17 protein-coding genes are annotated in these 19,047 nt (G+C 39.6%); 5 read left to right on the forward strand and 12 right to left on the reverse strand.

What is annotated here, in order from left to right:
* Window positions 1-31 precede the first annotated feature (31 nt).
* Together FR7_RS07040 and FR7_RS07045 are read right to left on the reverse strand one after the other, a co-directional pair.
* Complete coding sequence (locus FR7_RS07040; RefSeq protein ID WP_237715529.1) at window positions 32-979, reverse strand: response regulator; 948 nt, start codon at window positions 977-979, stop codon at window positions 32-34.
* Complete coding sequence (locus FR7_RS07045; protein ID WP_007930984.1) at window positions 976-2,268, reverse strand: sensor histidine kinase; 1,293 nt, start codon at window positions 2,266-2,268, stop codon at window positions 976-978. Before FR7_RS07045 ends, FR7_RS07040 begins: the two co-directional genes overlap by 4 nt.
* Window positions 2,269-2,646: 378 nt before the next feature.
* Between FR7_RS07045 and FR7_RS07050 the strand changes: the two genes are divergently transcribed.
* Together FR7_RS07050 and FR7_RS07055 are read left to right on the forward strand one after the other, a co-directional pair.
* Window positions 2,647-4,050, forward strand: coding sequence for a DASS family sodium-coupled anion symporter (locus tag FR7_RS07050; RefSeq protein WP_007930982.1), 1,404 nt, complete (start codon window positions 2,647-2,649; stop codon window positions 4,048-4,050).
* Between the two features lie 97 nt (window positions 4,051-4,147).
* Window positions 4,148-5,554 (forward strand): aspartate ammonia-lyase, encoded by a 1,407-nt coding sequence (locus FR7_RS07055; RefSeq protein WP_007930981.1) that lies wholly within the window; start codon window positions 4,148-4,150, stop codon window positions 5,552-5,554.
* 45 nt (window positions 5,555-5,599) lie between these two features.
* Here the strand turns inward: FR7_RS07055 and FR7_RS24705 are convergent, their stop codons facing one another.
* Window positions 5,600-5,695, reverse strand: coding sequence for an IS3 family transposase (locus tag FR7_RS24705; protein ID WP_139181572.1), 96 nt, complete (start codon window positions 5,693-5,695; stop codon window positions 5,600-5,602).
* A gap of 222 nt (window positions 5,696-5,917) precedes the next feature.
* Here FR7_RS24705 and FR7_RS07060 point away from each other — a divergent pair, with 222 nt between their 5' ends.
* Complete coding sequence (locus FR7_RS07060) at window positions 5,918-6,289, forward strand: FxLYD domain-containing protein (protein WP_007930979.1); 372 nt, start codon at window positions 5,918-5,920, stop codon at window positions 6,287-6,289.
* 186 nt (window positions 6,290-6,475) lie between these two features.
* Here FR7_RS07060 and FR7_RS07065 read toward each other — a convergent pair whose 3' ends face one another.
* From FR7_RS07065 to FR7_RS07090, 6 genes are all read right to left on the reverse strand, one after another.
* A complete protein-coding gene (locus tag FR7_RS07065) occupies window positions 6,476-7,111 on the reverse strand; it encodes an ATP-dependent Clp protease proteolytic subunit (protein ID WP_071524657.1) in 636 nt (211 codons plus the stop codon).
* Between the two features lie 22 nt (window positions 7,112-7,133).
* Window positions 7,134-7,976, reverse strand: a complete 843-nt coding sequence (locus tag FR7_RS07070) for an aldo/keto reductase (protein WP_007930975.1) — start codon at window positions 7,974-7,976, stop codon at window positions 7,134-7,136.
* Between the two features lie 154 nt (window positions 7,977-8,130).
* Complete coding sequence (locus tag FR7_RS07075; protein WP_007930973.1) at window positions 8,131-8,541, reverse strand: 3-hydroxyacyl-ACP dehydratase FabZ family protein; 411 nt, start codon at window positions 8,539-8,541, stop codon at window positions 8,131-8,133.
* A 96-nt stretch (window positions 8,542-8,637) separates the two neighbouring features.
* On the reverse strand, window positions 8,638-9,960 hold the full coding sequence (locus FR7_RS07080; RefSeq protein WP_007930972.1) for a class I adenylate-forming enzyme family protein: 1,323 nt from the start codon (window positions 9,958-9,960) through the stop codon (window positions 8,638-8,640).
* A 3-nt stretch (window positions 9,961-9,963) separates the two neighbouring features.
* Window positions 9,964-11,118: a thiolase family protein gene (locus FR7_RS07085; RefSeq protein ID WP_007930971.1), complete on the reverse strand. Its 1,155-nt coding sequence runs from the start codon at window positions 11,116-11,118 to the stop codon at window positions 9,964-9,966.
* Window positions 11,118-11,666 (reverse strand): biotin transporter BioY, encoded by a 549-nt coding sequence (locus FR7_RS07090; protein WP_007930970.1) that lies wholly within the window; start codon window positions 11,664-11,666, stop codon window positions 11,118-11,120. Before FR7_RS07090 ends, FR7_RS07085 begins: the two co-directional genes overlap by 1 nt.
* A 257-nt stretch (window positions 11,667-11,923) precedes the next feature.
* On the opposite strand from FR7_RS07090, the gene FR7_RS07095 reads away from it, so the two are divergent.
* On the forward strand, window positions 11,924-13,336 hold the full coding sequence (locus tag FR7_RS07095) for an aspartate aminotransferase family protein (RefSeq protein WP_007930969.1): 1,413 nt from the start codon (window positions 11,924-11,926) through the stop codon (window positions 13,334-13,336).
* A gap of 100 nt (window positions 13,337-13,436) precedes the next feature.
* Here the strand turns inward: FR7_RS07095 and FR7_RS07100 are convergent, their stop codons facing one another.
* A complete protein-coding gene (locus FR7_RS07100) occupies window positions 13,437-15,242 on the reverse strand; it encodes a MutS family DNA mismatch repair protein (protein WP_007930968.1) in 1,806 nt (601 codons plus the stop codon).
* Between the two features lie 244 nt (window positions 15,243-15,486).
* Between FR7_RS07100 and FR7_RS07105 the strand changes: the two genes are divergently transcribed.
* A complete protein-coding gene (locus FR7_RS07105) occupies window positions 15,487-16,092 on the forward strand; it encodes a hypothetical protein (protein WP_007930967.1) in 606 nt (201 codons plus the stop codon).
* 93 nt (window positions 16,093-16,185) lie between these two features.
* Here the strand turns inward: FR7_RS07105 and FR7_RS07110 are convergent, their stop codons facing one another.
* Together FR7_RS07110 and FR7_RS07115 are read right to left on the reverse strand one after the other, a co-directional pair.
* Window positions 16,186-17,019, reverse strand: a complete 834-nt coding sequence (locus tag FR7_RS07110) for a two-component system sensor histidine kinase NtrB (RefSeq protein WP_237714772.1) — start codon at window positions 17,017-17,019, stop codon at window positions 16,186-16,188.
* On the reverse strand, window positions 16,959-18,824 hold the full coding sequence (locus FR7_RS07115) for a GAF domain-containing protein (RefSeq protein ID WP_237715530.1): 1,866 nt from the start codon (window positions 18,822-18,824) through the stop codon (window positions 16,959-16,961). The genes FR7_RS07110 and FR7_RS07115 overlap by 61 nt, the downstream gene beginning before the upstream one ends.
* Window positions 18,825-19,047: the final 223 nt, after the last annotated feature.

The raw sequence follows: 19,047 nt of genomic DNA on the forward strand, positions 1-19,047 counted from the left end.
CTTTGCAGGAGTTCATTGTTATAAGCAGGATTTAAGAGAGTAAGTTATTGGCTTTTTTCGCTTCAATAAATAATACTTTCACAAACCTTTTAATATTAATACGTGAATTTCCAATAGACGGTTTTATATTACTTTGTAAGTTGAGCATTATTTTTCTAATTTCGGTAAAATCAAAAAACTTCGGAGTATACTCTTCAAACGTTGGATTGGTATAATCTATAATGCCAAGAGAGGCTAAATGGGTTATTCCTTGAAAGATTGTTCTGCGTACTCGCTGTTCTATGGCTTTAGCTTCTTTCTTTATGTCATTTGGATTAGGTGTTTTCATACCTAGTTTTTTCATTGCTACACTAGTAAAAATATCTTTTAATGAAGGGAATTCGTGATTAATCGGTTCTTCATTTTCAGATATGCATAAATAGTCTAGCATGTCCAGTAAGTCTTTACTGCCGCTTTCCCCGATCATTCCCAGCTGGGCAAGTAAATCTTGTCCTGAGGCACTAATAGCATTTCTTTTTGTTGTGATCGGTGTGGATGTATGAATGACTTTTTCAGAATTTAATACATTTAGGTTCTTTTCAATATTGCATATGACATTTTGCAGTCGAATGTGTTCCATCACATTTTGAATGATGCTGAGCACTTCAAGTCGATTGATGGGTTTCGTAATATAATAATGTACACCAAGAGAATAGGCATTGCCGATCATTTCTTTATCTTCTACTTGCGAAAGCATAATAATTCCACCCTTGTAGGTGGGGATCAACTCACGGACAGTTTGAATTCCATCGCGTATCGGCATTAATAAATCAATAATCAGGATATCAATGGCTTTCACCGTTAATAAGTTGCCGTCAATAGCGGCACCATTTTCTGCTTCTCCAATTACCTCTCCAAGATCATAATCCTCAATTATTTCAGCTAGCATAGATCGGATCGCTTCATCATCATCGACAATAAAAAAACGCATCGTAATCATCCTTCCTTTATTACACTTTGCAGTGGCAGTTGTATGATAAACACTGTTTCATCAGTATGAGGAGCGTCTTCCAGGGTAATACTGCCATGTAAGCTAGTTGTTAAATCCTTGATATACGGTAGGCCCATACCAGTCGAGGGATTACCTGACGGATCAAACTTAGTCGTGTAGCCAGGTTTGAAAATAAGGTTTCTTTTCTTAGGGGGGATTCCTGCTCCAGTATCGGCTACCCGAAAGGCAATGCATTCACCGATTCGATAAAAAGATATTTTGATGAAGCCAGAATCTTTAATAGACTCCACCCCATTGGATACTAAATTATTGACAAGGGATAAAACAGTAGAGACATGTAACGGCGGTAACAAATTATCAATTTGCAAATCAAAGATAATGTTTTTTTCCAAGGAACGCGCATATTTTTGATGGGATTGCAGGATAATATCCGCCAGTTCTGAAGCAGTCATATAGTCATGTAATTTACCATCTGATATTAACTGGGCGATACTGGCATAGATTCGCTGATTATCCTTTTTGATTTCATGAACTTGACCGGCGATCCCTAGTATGCTTTGTGCTAAAGTGTTCTTATCAAATGGCAATTGGGAGTTGTGCAGATCTTTATATAAGTTATAACAATCCCGGGTAATATTTTCCGCATTTTGTAAAGATTTTCTAAGCTGGATGCCTTCTTTATACAAATCGGAAATCAGCAGGAGCATATGCTTATTTTGTTCTCTTTGCTGTTCTACTACGACTTCTGCATGGTGTAAATTTATGATAAAAAAGAAGCTCAGAATAAAGAAATTGCGTATGACGGCAATAATTAAGATTTTGCTGATAATGGGGAAAGTAAGGATAACCGCTGCATTTGAAGAGGTCAAAGAGAGCATCAGCTCCACGATACTAGCGATTATTTCTGCAAGGGTGGATAACAGTCCGATACGCATTGGCTGGTTATATAAATCCTTGGCTTTTGCCAATTGAAAAATAAGGGAATATGTTACGTAATAAAAAAAGGTTGGGACGCGAAGCATAAAACTAGAGGAGAATGTGCTGTCAATCGTACTTAGATCTAATACTATGCGAAACACTAGAACGGAGAAGCCTACTAATAATCCGGATAAGGCAAAAGAAGTGCTGCGTAGCCATAGTAAAAAAAATAAAAAGATTGGTGAGCCAAAGCTAACACGAAAGGAACTGAATTCATGGTCAAAAGGATAAAATTTGAGTTCGCCAACTAAGGGGACAATTAGGATCATTAACAAAACTGAAAGCCATGTTCTTTTCATTATGATATACCTCATTGGTTTAGAGTCGTAGTCTGTGCAGTAGCCTATATTGTCGTTGCTTATACATGATACAAAATACATTATACATGATAAAAGAATATTTTGTGATTTCTCAGGCAATTTTAAAATAAAATTTAAAAAAATATAGGTTTATATTGGATTTTATAGATCGTATGATAGAATCCAATTGTAGCAATTGCCACCTAATTCTGAAAAATCACCATAATACAAGAACTTGATAAGGAGGAGGATAGTCATAATTTTTTTGTTTAAAAATGTATACAAAATACTGTATTCCTAAATTAACAAGCATATTAAACTCTTGTTAAGCTATTATCCATGTTTTTCTTATATATAAGATTAAGGAGGTAACGGTGATTGAATTGTAAAATAGTACGAGGTCTAATTTGTATTTTTATTGGACTGGCCATTTGGTTTAGTCCCATTCCTGAAGGCATAAAGCCTGCAGCATGGCATTTGTTAGCTGTATTTACAGCAACGATAGCCGCCTTTATTTTACAGCCAGTAGCGATTGGCACAGCATCTATCATTGGGTTAACAACAGTGGTTATTACCGGTGTTCTGACTCCTGGACAAGCTCTTGAAGGGTTTAGTAATACGGTCATCTGGCTCATCGTAGCAGCGTTTATGTTTGCTAAGGGTTTTATTAAGACGGGCCTTGGTCGGCGAATTGCGTATATTTTGATGAGCAAGTTTGGCGATAGTACGTTAAAGTTAGCTTATACTATGGCTGCAACGGACTTTATTGTTGCACCATTTACCCCATCGAATACTGCCCGAGGAGGAGGCATTATCTATCCGATAACCCGCAGTTTATGTACAGCGTTTGGCTCTGAACCTGGTCCTACTGCTGGTAAGGTAGGAAAATTCTTAATATTTAGTTCGTATAATAGCGTTATTATTTCAGCATCCGTATTTTTGACTGGTGCATCGAATAATGTTGTCGTTATGAAGTTAACCCAAGAATTATTTGGGCAAACCATAACTTGGTCCCAATGGTTTATAGCGTGTATCTTTCCAGGCATAGTATGTACCATCTTGATACCATATATTTTATATAAGATTTACCCGCCAGAATTGAAGAAAACACCAGAAGCTAAAGAACTGGCACGAAAAGAATTGATGAGTATGGGTATTATGAGTCGAGATGAAAAAGTACTTCTGCTAATCTTTGGCGGTGCTCTTGCTCTTTGGTCTACTAGCAGTATTACAGGTCTTGATTCAGCCTTTGTTGCTCTTTTAGGTTTATCTTTTATGCTGATCACCGATGTTCTCAATTGGGATGACATCTTGAGTGAAAAGGGTGCTTGGGACGTTCTCGTCTGGATGGGCGTTTTAGTTAATATGGCAGCCTATCTTGCCAAGCTTGGTCTTATCACTTGGTTTGCTAAGCTTGTAGGAGCACAATTAGTAGGAATTCCTTGGGTTACAGTGCTTGTTGCACTAAGTATTGTTTATACTTTTATCCATTATGGTTTTGCTAGTAATACGGCGCATGTTATGGCTCTTTTTAGTGCTTTTGCTACGGTAGCTGTAGCTGCTGGCGCACCAGTACTTCTAACCGCAATTCTCTTAGGGGTATTTGCCAATACTTGTTCAACTTTGACTCATTACGCTTGCGGAGTATCGCCGATTTTCTTCGGTTCGAATTATATTACACAAAGTGAGTGGTGGCGACTTGGTTTTATTCTGTCTATACTGCATTTGGTGATATGGCTAGGAGTTGGTGTTCCATGGATGAAGGTTATTGGTATTTGGTAAAGCGTCATGCAGTGTTTGGCAGTAGAAAAGATAAGTGATAATTAGAACAAAAGTAGTTTGACTTCTACACACAACAAAATTATAGGGGGAAATAGCGATGCATTTAGAACATGATTTTTTAGGTGAAATGGAAGTTCCAGATAATGTTTACTATGGAGTACAAACCCTGCGGGCTATGGAAAATTTTAAGATTACAGGTCAAAAATTAGATTCAGATTTTGTAGATTCTCTGGCGATTGTAAAAAAAGCGGCGGCAAAAGCTAATATCCTTACAGGTCGTCTGGATAAAATCATTGGAGAAGCAATCATTGCTGCTGCGGATGAAATTATCAGTGGTAAATTACATGATCAGTTTTGCGTAGATCCAATTCAAGGCGGTGCTGGAACTTCTGCAAATATGAATATGAATGAAGTTCTTTCGAATCGTGCATTGGAGTTAATTGGTGATAAAAAGGGTAATTACGAACGTATTTCACCAAATAATCATGCCAATATGGCCCAATCAACGAATGATGCATTTCCGACCGCGATTAAGGTTTGTGCCATTCGTAAAGGTCGTATTCTCGTTTCATCTCTGCAGAATCTAGCTCTAGCCTTAGATGAAAAGGCAGAAGAGTTTCAAGATGTTCTCAAAATGGGTCGGACTCATTTGCAAGATGCAGTACCCATCACCATGGGGCAAGAATTTGCTGCTTATGCTTCATCAGTTAGACGTGGTGCTGAGCGTGTAGAAGATGTTTTACGGCGTTTATATAAAGTAAATATGGGGGCTACAGCTGTTGGTACGGGGCTCAATGCGGAACCTGAGTATATTCGTGAGGTAGCCAAGCAATTAGCCGAGATGACTCAAGAACCATTTGTAACGGCTGATAATCTAGTCGATGCTACGAATAATACAGACGTTTTTGCTGATGTATCTGGAGCGATGAAAGTTACCGCGTTGGCTCTGATTAAAATAGCAAATGATTTTCGCATGATGGCCTCTGGTCCACGCTGCGGACTTAATGAGCTTGATTTACCAGCACGTCAGCCTGGTTCATCCATCATGCCTGGTAAAGTGAATCCAGTGATTCCGGAAGTTCTAAACCAGACTTGCTATCAGGTTATTGGCAATGATTTGGCTGTGACGCTAGGTGTTGAGAATGGACAATTTGAATTGAATGTAATGGAACCTGTGATGGCATTTAATATCTTCAATTCCATGATGTATTTGACAAATGCCGTTGATGCTTTCAATACATTGTGTGTACAAAATGTAAAAGCAAACAAAGAACAATGCGAAGCATGGTTAGAAGGAAGTGTTGGTATTGTTACAGCTCTTCTGCCTCACATTGGATATGAAAACTCCTCTATGTTGGCTAAAGAGGCTTATAAAACTGGACGTCCAGTAAGGGAACTTATTCTGAAGAAAAGATTATTGACTCAAGAAGCGATGAATATTATTTTATCTCCAGAGGAAATGACGCAACCTGGTATAGCTGGTAAAAGGTTAGTTAATATGTAATAGAAAAATGAATTGCCCCTGTCAAGTAGACAGATGAAAAAAATGTTATGCAACTAAGGTCTGATTTCGATACTCTATCGGAGTCAGACCCTTTAATCTGTAATCTTCGTATGAAACTTCTGCAAAAAATACATCTAGGATTTAATGATTCTCCAGAATCTTTTCATCGGACCATTATCAATACATCTGCTAACGCAGAGCGTATTTTGAGTACTGGTTCGAGTGCGCGTGCACATATCATAAGATGTCTTGCAGGAGTTTCTGCTTTTATAATAAAAGAAAAAATGATAATATGGAAAGTAGCAAGGTGTTTGATTTCTAAAAGATCATTACATGGGTAATCCTATCCAAAAGGGGGCTAACATGATACATAGAAAAAGATACTTGTATGTATTCCTGACTGCTTTATTTATGTTGAATGCAGTGCTAGGGATTTGCAGCGCTTCCGAAAGAATTAGTTCGGATTCAATAAAGTTTCAAAGAACGGGGTGGAATTTTGATTCTAAAGGGGCAAATGTTTTTGTTGGAACGCTGAAGAATGTTTCCGGGAAAGATATCGAATTCATCGGGCTAAGGTGTGGCTTTTATGATGCCAAAGGAGTACAGCTCGATCATGGTGTTGTCATACTGCGGGACGTTTTAAAGGACGAATATGCTGCATTCGAGTTCTATCCCTCTGCTCCAGATGGAACAGTTACAGCTACCATATCAAGTGTAGATGTATATATCAAATAATAAAGCTGACACGTTCTTAAAAAATAAAACGATTTTATATATTTTTGTGCTCTCCTTTGTGTGCCGCATCAGCGGCATTGTGCCTTTGTGGTTCATAAAATCTTACGTTTTTCACCTACAATGCATTAACCCCTGCAAAACTCAGATGAGAATTTGCAGGGGTTATTTTGGGTTGTATCTTAGTGATCAGAGATTCTTTAGCTCTGTCGATTCGGTAATAATTTGATTTACAATACCGTATTCGATTGCTTCTTGTGCGCCAAGCCAGTAATTTCTTTGCGTGTCTTTTTCTATCTTTTCTAAAGGCTGGCCAGTGCCATCACTAATTAGTTTGTTGATTCTAGAGCGCATTTTAATAATTTCATCCGCTTCAATTCGAATATCACTGGCTTGACCCTGGACTCCTCCCAGAGGCTGATGAATCATATAGCGAGTGTTAGGCAGGGAAAAACGATTTTCTTTAGCCGTTGCCAGATAAATGGTGATGCCGGCGCTGGCAACCCAGCCAGTACCAATCACGATGACGCGTGGTTTAATAAATTTGATCATATCGTGAATGGTATCGCCAGCCTCAACATGCCCTCCTTGGCTGTTAATAAACAACTTAATTGGCTGATCTCCCATTTCTTCTAAGATCAATAACTGGGCCATAACTTTTGCTGCTACGGCTTGATTAATTTCACCGGAAATAATAATCGATCGGGTTTTTAATATTCTTTCCTGCAGTTTCTCCTGAGAACTTTCTTTTTCATGATGTTCCACAATATCATTCCTTTCTTTTGAAGTGAGCACCACTTTATGGAAAGAGTGGTGCTGCTTCATATCTATCTATTTGACCATTGCATTAAAAATTAAAATTGTCAGGATCAGAACCAACACGCTGGTTTTCATTTAAAGCATCGATTTGTTCCAGATCTTCTTTGGTCAGCTCGAAATCAAACACATTTGAATTTTCAATAATACGGTGTTCCTTTATTGATTTGGGAATGGTTACGACATCATTCTGCAAGTCCCAGCGTATGATCACCTGAGCTATTGATTTGCCGTATTTGTCAGCAATCCCTTGCAATATAGGATTGTCTAACAGCTTGCCCTGCATCAAGGGAGACCATGCTTCAAACTGGATGCCTTGTTCTTTACAAAAGGCCCGCAGTTCTTTTTGTATGAGGCGGGGATGAAATTCCACTTGATTGATCATTGGCTTGATGGTAGAACCTTGGAATACATCTTTCAGATGATGAACATGGAAATTACTGACGCCGATAGCGCGAACACGTCCTTCATGATAGATGCGTTCTAAGGCTCTCCATGTATCTTTATATTTTCCTTTTACTGGCCAGTGAATCAGATATAAATCCAGATAATCTAAATCAAGTTTTATCAGGCTTGTTTGATAAGCTTCTAAGGTGGAGTCGTATCCTTGATCTGCATTCCAGACTTTTGAGGTTACAAACAGGTCTTCTCTGGCAATACCAGCTTCCTGCAAACCCTCTTTAATACCTTGACCTACGCCTTCCTCATTTCCGTAAATAGCTGCTGTATCAATACTTCGATAACCATATTTGATGGCAGTCCTTACCGCGTCAACAACTTCAGAACCTTCTTTTACCTTAAAGACTCCTAAACCAAGCCAAGGGATTTTTACTCCATTGGCTAATGTGATTGTATCTTGCAGATTCTTTGCCATAATACGATAACCTCCTACTTTTTATTAGTACACGTTACATATCTACTAAAGAATACCATTTATATGTTGAGTATATAGTTGATCTTGAATTTCCACAAGTAGGCACTTTTAGGTGACATGTATTGTATCAGCAGCAGGCAAGGGAAGCTCACATTTACAACTTGAGACACAGCCAGGTTGCTTCTAGAACTTTCTTTCCGTCACAGGAAGCAGTTCCGGTTTGTTTGAGTATTTTATCGGTAATCCTAAGATTCTTCACGATCATGGTAACTGGGATATTGGGCTCAACAGAATCGAAAAAATGAGCAGTTTCGATGGATGCTAATCCCCATAAGGCTTTAGTAAATAGACCTGTGTCATTGACTCCTGCACCGCCGCATTGCACGATGGATTCAATCAAAATGGAATGAGGCACGATTTTTTTGCCAGGAAAATACTCCTGAAAATATAGAAAGGTTGCATCATAGGTTTTCTTTCCTATGATCTCATCTCGATTTGCAGAAATAATTTCATCAACAAATAAAAATGGATAGCGCTGTGGGAGCAATGTTTCAATAGCTTTCATGTACGAAGACCTCCTAAAAGAATCTGTCTACTCTATAGGTGACAGTTCATTGGGGAATTAAAAGGTCAGATTCTCTAGGGAGAGATTCTGACCTTTTTATGATGTGTAAATGTTTTGATTCTTTATGTTGATTCTATCAATTTTTCCATTTGAATTCAATGGTATTTCATCAAGGAAGATAATTTTTTGAGGACAATAATGGGGACGCAATTTCTTATGACAAAAATCTAGGACATCGCCAGCCGTCAGAGCTGGCTGATTTTTAACAATCCATGCACAGACTTTTTGTCCCCGTAATGGATCAGCAATTCCTCCGACAACAACTTGAGCGATTCCAGGGCATTGAAGCAGAGCTGTTTCTACCTGCTCTGGGATTACTTTGATGCCTCCAGTATTGATGATGCCATGCTTACGTCCCAATAAATATAAATAGTCTTTCTCATCTAAGCGGCCCAAATCCTCTACAGATGCTTTTGGTCGGTAGGCGGGAGCGACATAGGGACTTTCGATCCAGATGATATCATCTTCAATTGAGATTGTTACGTGAGGGAATGCCCGGCCTACGGAATCGGGGCGTTCTAAAAGATCTTTGGTATTGGAGTAACTTACATGACCTAGCTCACTGGCACCATAATATTCAAAGATTTCTGCTGATGGAAAGTACGCTAGGAGGGCTTGGAGAGTCGGCAGATCCATCTTTGCTCCACAGGTTACTAGTGAGTGCAGCTTTGGCAGTGGAGCTTTCATATTCTTAAGCAAAATTTTATAGTTTGCAGGCACCATAAAAATAGCACTTATGCAATGCGATTCTATTTCTCGCACCCAGGTGCGAGGCATGTGCGTGCTGGCAAACATAACAGTGCCGCCTTCAAACAGAACATGCAGACAGGCATTTAAGTTGGCAGTATATACCAGGGAACTGATTAAATAGAGAGTATCTGCATTTGAAAGTTGAAAAACCATGCTTTGACTTGAAAAAGCCCTGGTCCAGCTTTGGTGGTCACGCCATATTAACTTAGGAGTTCCGGTGCTTCCCGAGCTCAAGGCCCCTAAAAAGAGATCTTCGGGGTGAACCTCTGGCAGTAATGGAGCAGAGGCGGCTGGAAGCTGAAAACTTTCATCGATATACAGTGTTAATTGATGAGTGTCCATAAGAGCTGCACAGACTTCTTCCGAGGTGGAAGTATCGATGAAGACACAAGCTCCTCCTGCTTTGATGATCCCAAAGAAATAACATAGCTGGGAAAGCGGGTCGGCAAGTTTAAGCAAAACTTTGTCACCCTTTTTTATTTGCACAGCAAGGTGATGGGCTAGATCATCAACTTGTTGTGCAAATTCCCGATAGGTAAGACGTATTTTGCCATGTATGAGACAAATTTTATCTTTTGGCTTTGCATGTAAACCACTATAAATCAGCATTTTTTAACACCTTTCAATAAGGGTTGCAATTCCCATGCCTCCTACGGCTCCAATCGCAGCAATTCCCCGCTGGCCGTTTACTTGCTGCAAGGCTTTTAGTAAATGCAGCAAGATGATTGCTCCGGAGGCTCCATAGGGATGACCATAGGCTAAGGCACCTCCCAGAATATTGGTCTTATCCAGACTAAAATTCAATTGACGGCAGCAGGCCAGGATTTTTACGGCAAAAGCCTCATTCATTTCAAGGGCATCGATATCCTTTACTTGTAATTTATTTTGCCGCAATAATTTTTGAATGGAGTCAACGGGTCCTAATGGGAAAAGGTTGGGGTCACAGCCACAGCTTGCTGTACCAGTGATCATTGCTTGCGGCTTTAAATTATATTTTTTTACCGCATTTGAAGAGGCCAGGAGGATTATGGCGGCTCCATCATGTTTTAAGCAGGTATTTCCTGCTGTGATTTTACCTTCTGCCTTAAAAACCGGCTGCATTCGCTCTAGGAGTTTCAGACTCATACGGTTTCTGATACATTCATCGGAATCAATAAGTTTTCCTGCTGTTTGGATAGGAGTGATGATATCATTAAATACATCTTGTTCTTTTGTAATAGAGGCTCTTCTATGACTTTCAAGAGCGAATGCATCCATATCTTCTCGAGAAATGGACAGATATTCTGCAAGGTATTCTGCTGCATCCCCGACTTCTGGATCACCGATTGCTGGAGTGGAGAAGGGGGCTCTTTCATAATATACATGTTCTCCCTGAAAGCGCGGGTCAGCAGGATTAAACTGCCGTCTAGGAGCCAGGCTGGTGCTTTCCACGCCTCCGGCGAGTACTAGTTCAGCCTGACCCGATTGGATTTGACTAGCGGCCAAGTTAATGGCACTTAATCCGGAACCGCACTGGGTATCAACGGTAATGGCAGGAATACTGTAAGGCCAGCCTGCTGCAAGCACCGAAACCCTGGCAATATTACCGCCTGGGCCTATAGCATTTCCTAAGATGACTTGATCGATGTCTTTTGGCGATAGGTTATATTTATGAATTACTTCATTTAAGATACTAGATGCGAGCTGTTCAGGCAGCAGATCTTTTAAGAATCCGTCCGTTTTTCCTATGGGGGTTCTCAGGCCGCCAATCATATATACTGGATTCATCAGCGTGACCCAGCTTTTTGGAGCTGCCGATTCACAGCTGTGCCTACAACCGTTGCGACAAAGGCTTTAAATAAATCTCCTGGTATATAGGGAAGAGCACCGACAGTGAAGGCCTTTTCTAATCCCATGCCTGTAACAAAACCTAGCCATAGTACTCCGAAGGTATAAACAATGATGATACCGCCTAATACATTTACGAGAGCCAGACGCCATTTGTTGTTGCTTTGTCCTTTTAATAGGGCAATCACAATAGCTCCAGCTAAGAAGCCAAGGAGATATCCACCTCTCGGACCGACAATAATGCCAATTCCCCCTGTCATACCTGCAAAGACAGGCACGCCTACGGCACCAAGCAGTAGAAAGGTCAATACGCTGTAAGCAGCTTGTCTTACTGTTAGTATGCTGCCTGCCAGCATTATGGCCAGAGACTGACCTGTGACAGGAACAGGACTAATTGGCAGTGGTATGGCAACTAGTCCGAGCACTGCGATTAAAGCTGCGAAAAGTGCTGCATAAACAAAATCAGTTACGTTATTTTTTCTTGACATTATTTTCCTCCATGATCAGCATAAAACATGTTTTAGCCGTTCTAATATTCATAACTCAAGAAAAAGTATAAATGAATCAGATCATCTAGTCAACCATATGAATAAAAAAGGTTAACTAAAGTTGACTGGGTAAAACTGCATCATTCTTTCAATTGGAGAATGAGAAGATTTAGAGGGAATAACTGCTAGTATGGAGAATATTTTAATGAATGAATGTGTACAATATGTGCACATGTTTTAGATAAGGAGGAGTAGCAGTGGAAAGACAAATCAGAGAGGTAATGCCTGAGTTTTTAGGACTTAAGGAAGCGATGGAGTTATCCCGGGAGGAAAATCGGGATAACCATCGGAAATTTATCAATCCGGAGTTAGTCAATCTTTTGGGGCTTTTGAATTTTGACAAGTCCTTTGTGAAAGCGCAAGGGGTATCGATATGGGATAGAGAAGGTCATGAATACTTGGATTTTTTAGGGGGATATGGGGCATTGAATTTAGGTCATAATCATCCTGAAATCAATGCAGCCCTTGAAGCAGTGCAGGAACTTCCCAATTTGCTGCAAGCATCGTTAAATCCTTTAGCAGGAGCATTAGGACGAAATTTAGCCTTATTCACTCCTGGGGCACTGCAGTACTCATTTTTCTGCAATAGTGGGGCAGAAGCAGTGGAAGGTGCCTTAAAACTAGCTAGAGCGGCGACTGGAAGAATCAAATTTATTTCTTGTGAGAGTTCTTTTCATGGAAAATCCTTAGGGGCTTTATCGGTAACAGGCCGACAGAAATATAGGAAGCCTTTTGAGCCCTTACTGCCAGGTGTCGACTTTATTCCTTATGGAGACGCCGAAGCTCTGGAAAGAGCATTGAACCAGCATGATGTAGCGGCTTTTATTGTAGAGCCCATTCAAGGTGAAGCCGGAATTATTGTGCCGCCGGAAGGCTATTTGAAAAAAGTTCGGGATATTTGCAGCCATTATAATACACTGCTGATTTTGGATGAAATCCAAACCGGGTTTGGACGTACAGGAAAGTTGTTTGCCTGCGAGGAGGATAACATTGCTCCTGATATTTTATGTCTATCCAAATCATTTGGGGGCGGATCAACGTCATTAGCTGCCTATACCACAACGGAAGAGATATGGAAAAAAGCCTATGGCAGCGTTGAAAAGGGAACACTGCATACTTCGACTTTTGGTGGAAATTCCCGGGCGGCAGCAGCCGGAATTGCTACTTTAGAAATTCTGTATAGAGATGATTTATCCCGTCAGGCAGCAGAAAAAGGCAAATATCTCATAGAGAAATTGCAGGAGCTGCAGCAGAAATATCCTTTTCTAAAAGAGGTTCGCGGCAGAGGACTTTTCATTGGACTTGAATTTGCTCAGCCGGAGAAGGGATTGCTCAATCGATTGACAGGGGGAGCCTTAGAAAAATTAGCCAGTGAATATTTAGGCGCTATGGTAGCAGGAGAACTTTTAAATAAACATCGGATTATTACAGCTTATACGTTGAATAATCCCAATGTAATACGTTTAGAACCGCCTCTCATTGTATCCTATGAGCAGCTTGATCAATTACTGGCGGCCTTGGAAGAAATCTTCGCAAATAATAAGGGCTTTGGCGATATGGTGATAGCCAGCAGTAAAACGATATTAAGTTCCTTCGTCAAAAAATTCTAAGGCGATAGATGCTAAAATAAATAAAAGAAATGGAGTATAGGGATTGGCTTGCTTTGTATGAAAGCAGCTTGTTCCTATACTCCATTTTCTGACTCATAATCTATTCGGCATCATACAATTCAATGCCTACCATTCGCATCAAATATTTTGCATTGGTAGTTGTGCAGCGCCCACTGCGAAGTTTGTAATCAAACTGTATTTCGTTATTTACATAGCTTTCAGTGAAGTGATAATTCACGATTTTATTACCAGCCTCATCTTCTAAATTGCAGAGTTCAAAATCATGGGTGGAAATGAGTCCAATTACCCATGGCTTATTTAAATTCTTTAATACACTGGTAGCTCCAACTAGTCTATCGATTGAATTGGTGCCGCGAAAGATTTCATCAATTAAAAAAATCATGTCCTGCTTTTTATGTGAAAAGTCGATGATCATTTTTATGCGCAGCAGTTCGGCGTAGAAGGTGGATATGCCACTGTTTAAATCATCACTGATTCTCATAGACGTAAAAACATTCATAATGGAACATTCCAGCTTAGCAGCGCAGACAGGGGCTCCGCAATAAGCCAAAACCAGATTGATTCCGATTGTCCGTAATAGAGTTGTCTTTCCTGACATATTCGATCCGGTTATGACACAGAGATTATTTTTGATTTCAATATTGTTGCGTACACTTTTATCTTCAACGAGTAAGGGATGTCCAATGTCTGCTGCGGAAAATACCAGATCCTGTTCAACGAAATCTGGAAAGTTCCATTGAGGATGTATTTGTAAAATGACGCCTAGACTTGCAATGGCTTCAAATTCGCCGATGATCTGAAACCATTTTCGGATCATTTTACCATTTTCTTTCTTCCAAGCTTCTAATGCAAATACACAATGAAAATCCCACAGTGAAAGAAAGTTCATAAGGCAAAATGAAATGAAATTATAACGAAGCTCGCTTGCAGCAACAATTCTTTCAAGCTGTCTTATTTGCAGTGAGGCAGATTTTTCAGCGTGATACAATTCTGTTTGCAGGTGCATTAAGTATTCATCCTGAAAGTTTTCTTTTTCAATTAGCTGAATGAAGTGATGGAACGCTTTAATTTTTTCTTTAAATTGAAACACCGTGTATAAGGTCAATGCATTCTTTGAAAATCCAATGGCTGTAATCACCATTTGTATAATAATTAGTATTAGCGGTACATAAATCGAAATCGAAAAGCCATTAAAGAATAAAACCATCGTTAGAATTGTTGCTGCAGGTACGATATAAAATATAATTTGCAGCAGCTTTGTATATGACGGGGAGGATTCTTCTGCGTAAGCAATTAAAGTATCCGGATCATTCTTAACTTCAGCAGTAAGCATGCCTATGCACTGTAATTCTTCTAGGAAGTTGTCCTTTTGTGCCATTTCAGTTACAGAATTCTGACGTTTTTTTATGAGTGGGATATTTTTCTCAGGAGCAGCAAGAAGATCTCGTAATTGCTTTCTGCCATGGAAAGTATATGTAACATTCATCCACTGAAATAAGGATTTTGCTCCGAAGAGATCCAGATCACTTGTATAGGGATGGTTAGGATCTATAAATTCCTGCCCGTTATCTGTGAATTCAATCCAGCTTCCATCCATTCGGCTAAGATGCTTTTCATTTATTTTAATTTTGCAGATGAGCTTATTGAGTTCTCTTGTGATCTTTTGATGCTTGAACACAAAATAACAAAAGAGAAGAAGGGATAAAAATAAGGCAGAATAACCATAAAGGGATTCGGTTTTAAGAAATGCGAAGCCAGTAATTCCTGCACCTATTAAAAACACGAGCATTCGTATATTGCTAGTCCGATTAAATCGCTTGATATGCTTTTCTTTTTGATCTTGATAATATTGCAAGCGATTTATAAATTTAATATTGGTTGACATATGTCCTCCTTAAATAGTGAACAACCTACAGGATGATGTAGATCGTCTATTATTAATATTATTTACCATTGGAGTATAAAATCCTTTAAAGTATCGGTGTAAGTGTAGTATTTTTGCTTAAGGTTTAGTCTTGTGGAAAGTATTGCTAAGTGGTAAAATTGGAGATATTACTATTGAAATAGTAATGATCATTATGTTATTGAGTGACTAAATAGTCATTTTATTTAATTTGAGCGGAGGTTTTATGTTGAAATATTGTAAATGGCTCTTACTTGCCGGTGTTTTATTGTCATATTTCATTACCCCTTATCTGCCTGTTTCGTGGGGGTGGGAAAATAGTCTGTTAGAATGGCTGCAGGTTGCCATATTAGTGCTTGGTCTGCTTTTAACTTGCACGTGGTGGCAGGAAGCCAGATCGACGGAAGATATTCCTGCTGCGCGCTTTCTGATGTGGGCTGTACCTTTATGGGTATTGATGATTGGCAGGGAATTAAGCTGGGGGAGAGTATTTTATCCTAGTGGTTTTCATGCGATTGATGGTCCTTCATTTCTTCCGCTATCCCAATTGCCTTATGGTGCCTTTGTCAATCCGCTGATTGCAGTAATAATAGTAGTGTGGCTATATGGGGTCATAAAATACGGCTTATATAAAGTTCCCTATACACTAGTGAAAGAACACAAATTTCCCGTTACTGCGCTGGTAATTACAATTTTTGCATTTGTATCTGCAGAGCTGGGCGAAAGGCATTTGCATCTTCAAAATATGGAAGAATTTGATGAGTGTTTTGCCTATCTAGGTTTAATCTTAACTGCTTATTGCGTGAAAAATGCTTTACGTAAGTCAATATAAAGTATTGAGCCAGTATCTAAAACGTTAGATACTGGCTCAAGTTATTTTTAGCATTCAGCTTGTCTTAGCTGCTTGCTGTTAAATGTGCAGTACTCATGTTTTGGCAACCGGAAATTGAATATAAAAGGTCGTTCCCTCTTCATGGGTATTAACCGTAATTGCAGCATTATGACGTCTTGCGATGTTATAACAAGTGGGAATGCCAAGCCCGGTTCCGCTAGCCTTAGTACTTAGAAAGGGTGTACCCAGATCTTTTACGATATCAGCAGGGATACCGCAGCCGTTATCTTCAATCGCTAAGACGACTTGCCCTTCCTCAAGATAGGTTAATATGCTGACCTTGCCGTTAATTCCTGTGGCCTCAAAGCCGTTGCGGACTAAATTTAAGATGAGTTGCCGGATCTCATTGGTATTCAATAGAATGTTAGGTAAATTAGGATATAAGTGCGTTCGGAAAGACTTTGCCTGGGAAGCAGCATCAGCTTCCAGCAATGGACTGAGAGTACGGATGACTTCATTTAAGTCATGGGCAGCTAAAGGTGCTGCTTTATTCTTGGCTAAGGATAGGAATTCGGTAATGATCTGATTGGCCCGGTCTAATTCCTCAATCATTAGTTTAAATTTAGACTTTTCCTCGGAGTAATTCTTTTTTTGAGCGAGCAGCTGCAGATAGCCCCGCACAGTCGTCATTGGATTACGAATCTCGTGAGAAATTCCTGCTGCGATTTGAGATACCAGCTTCATTGTATCTAGTCGGCCTAGTTCTTCCTGTATCTTTTTCTCTTCTGTTATGTCCTTATCGATTTCAATGATCTCCTGAGAGCCGCCCCTTATATTTTTACGCAGAAGCCAGCAGCTTCTTACTGTTACTTGTTTATGGTCTTTAGTTGTATGGATGAGTTCTCCCACCCATTTGCCCTTAGCCACCACTTCTTCATTGATGCTGGCAATTGGTATGGAAATTGGGTTTTGAGTAAGGTATGGGATATCTTAGATAAGGCCTCGTCTTCTGTCCATCCGTAGCCTCGTGCAGCGCCTTGCCCCCAAAAGCTGATTTTTCCGTTCAGGTCGTGTATAAATGTATAATCGGGGTCCAGGTTTAATAAAAGAATTTGTTCCTCAAGCAATTTTCGATATTCCAGTTCTTTTTGTTCAATTGCTTTATGCTCTGTTATATCTCGAAAATAGATGGAAAGCCCCTCTGGTGAAGGATAGGCATGTACCTCTAACCATGCGTCAGTACTGGCTGACTTTGCTTCGAAATGGACGGCAGTATTTTCTTTCTTAGCTTTATGGTACTCATCGTAATACGGTTGGACATTCGTAAAGCAATCCCATATTTTTTTGCCCAGCATATCTTGGGAATTGCAAAACCAGAATTTTTCGGCAACGGAATTAATGTAGGTATACCGCCATTCATTATCCAATGCGAAAAAACCATCTGTAATACGTTCTAACATTTGGTGTATTTGGTCATAAGCGAAAGCTGCTTTTTTTTGTGCTTCGATTCTAACCAGATTTTCTGCGTGAAGCTCATCAATTGTATTTTCCAATTTTTTGTGAACCCACCAGTGGGAGACTGCGGCACCAATTCGTTCCCCCAGCATCTCTAAGTAATTGATCATTTCTTTGGTGAATAAATTTTTTCGACTGTCGTTGATTTGTATTAGACCGATGATCTTTTCCTTGATTTTGAGAGGGACGAGCGCAACGGATTCATAAGCACAACAACGACCTCGCATTTTGCCCTGCAGATTTTCCCGTGGTGTTTGTGCTACAAGTTCTGAGGTACTATTTGACCAGAAACTACCGCCTGTTGAGAAAAATGACATCGAAGGGTTTATGCGGCCTCGTATTACATTTCCGCACATGCATTCCAATAAATATTGACCATTCTCACAAAGGATGCGATTGTTCATTTCGTCCTTTGCACACAGGCTTTTTTCTTGTAAAATAAACTCTTCTGTAAAACCTTCCCATACAAAGTAGGGATAATCCCCCCCATCCTCTAATCTCATGGCGATTGCCTGACACTTTGTGATATTGCGTATAGAAGTTATGGCAGCAGAGAGTGCTTTTTTAAAATCCTGCAGACCAATTAGTTCAGAAAATAGCCTGTGTCCCTCAATTTCTTTGAGCAATTCTTTCGTAAGGGCACGATGGCGTTCTTCATTTTCCCTCATTTCTTCTTCAGCTTGCGTATGTTTAAAGATATCCAGCGTTTGCTGTGCTAGTAAATCCAACAGTTGAAGGGATTTAGTATCTGGTTGGTGAGGAGTACGGTGATAGGTGGATAAAATCCCCAACAATTGACCCGTACGATTGAATATAGGGATGGATTGCATGGAGCGTATACCAGCCGCTAACATGACTTCCAGAGACTGAGAATCAACAAAGGAATTTTGAGTGATATCTTCAATAATGATATGTTCGCAGCACTTAGGAGTCAAACCGCAGGCAGTTTGACTTTTGTGGGGGCTGTTAAAGTAACTAAGAAAGGAATGATCAAGACCACGATGAGCAATGATTCGGATAACATCGGAGCTTTCATCAAGAAGTTGAAGGGTACCTCTGTCAGCTTGCATGATCCATATTGCTGTTTCAATGATCTCATCGAAAATTTTTTTCATCCCTTCTTTACGCATAACGCATAAGCTGATATTATGCATCTTTTTCATAACGGTTAGCTCAATCGACTGATCTTCTAGCTTTTCATACATTAATTCGTCCACACTCCTTAGCAGCTATCTTCAAATAGTAAGAAATTGTCTTTTTCTAGTAGTGTAATTGCTAAATAAAAATTGTAGATACGTTCATACCACATTGGAAAAATATACTGTGATACACTTCGTTTTATAGTAGGTCATTTCCTTTTAGATTTACATAATTTTTAATTATGGGAATGTAAGGAGTCAAAGATCAGCAAGCCGAGGCAATAAAATTTCTTTTTTTGAT

Source organism: Pelosinus fermentans DSM 17108, assembly GCF_000271485.2.
In the GTDB taxonomy this organism is placed as follows: Bacteria; Bacillota; Negativicutes; order DSM-13327; family DSM-13327; genus Pelosinus; species Pelosinus fermentans.

Bases quoted from the DNA above. Each gene is read 5' to 3' on its own strand.
- FR7_RS07040 (WP_237715529.1), bottom strand. From the start codon at position 979: ATGATTACGATGCGTTTTTTTATTGTCGATGATGATGAAGCGATCCGA.
- FR7_RS07045 (WP_007930984.1), bottom strand. From the start codon at position 2,268: ATGAAAAGAACATGGCTTTCAGTTTTGTTAATGATCCTAATTGTCCCC.
- FR7_RS07055 (WP_007930981.1), top strand. From the start codon at position 4,148: ATGCATTTAGAACATGATTTTTTAGGTGAAATGGAAGTTCCAGATAAT.
- FR7_RS07060 (WP_007930979.1), top strand. From the start codon at position 5,918: ATGATACATAGAAAAAGATACTTGTATGTATTCCTGACTGCTTTATTT.
- FR7_RS07065 (WP_071524657.1), bottom strand. From the start codon at position 7,111: ATGAAGCAGCACCACTCTTTCCATAAAGTGGTGCTCACTTCAAAAGAA.
- FR7_RS07070 (WP_007930975.1), bottom strand. From the start codon at position 7,976: ATGGCAAAGAATCTGCAAGATACAATCACATTAGCCAATGGAGTAAAA.
- FR7_RS07075 (WP_007930973.1), bottom strand. From the start codon at position 8,541: ATGAAAGCTATTGAAACATTGCTCCCACAGCGCTATCCATTTTTATTT.
- FR7_RS07080 (WP_007930972.1), bottom strand. From the start codon at position 9,960: ATGCTGATTTATAGTGGTTTACATGCAAAGCCAAAAGATAAAATTTGT.
- FR7_RS07085 (WP_007930971.1), bottom strand. From the start codon at position 11,118: ATGAATCCAGTATATATGATTGGCGGCCTGAGAACCCCCATAGGAAAA.
- FR7_RS07090 (WP_007930970.1), bottom strand. From the start codon at position 11,666: ATGTCAAGAAAAAATAACGTAACTGATTTTGTTTATGCAGCACTTTTC.
- FR7_RS07100 (WP_007930968.1), bottom strand. From the start codon at position 15,242: ATGTCAACCAATATTAAATTTATAAATCGCTTGCAATATTATCAAGAT.
- FR7_RS07105 (WP_007930967.1), top strand. From the start codon at position 15,487: ATGTTGAAATATTGTAAATGGCTCTTACTTGCCGGTGTTTTATTGTCA.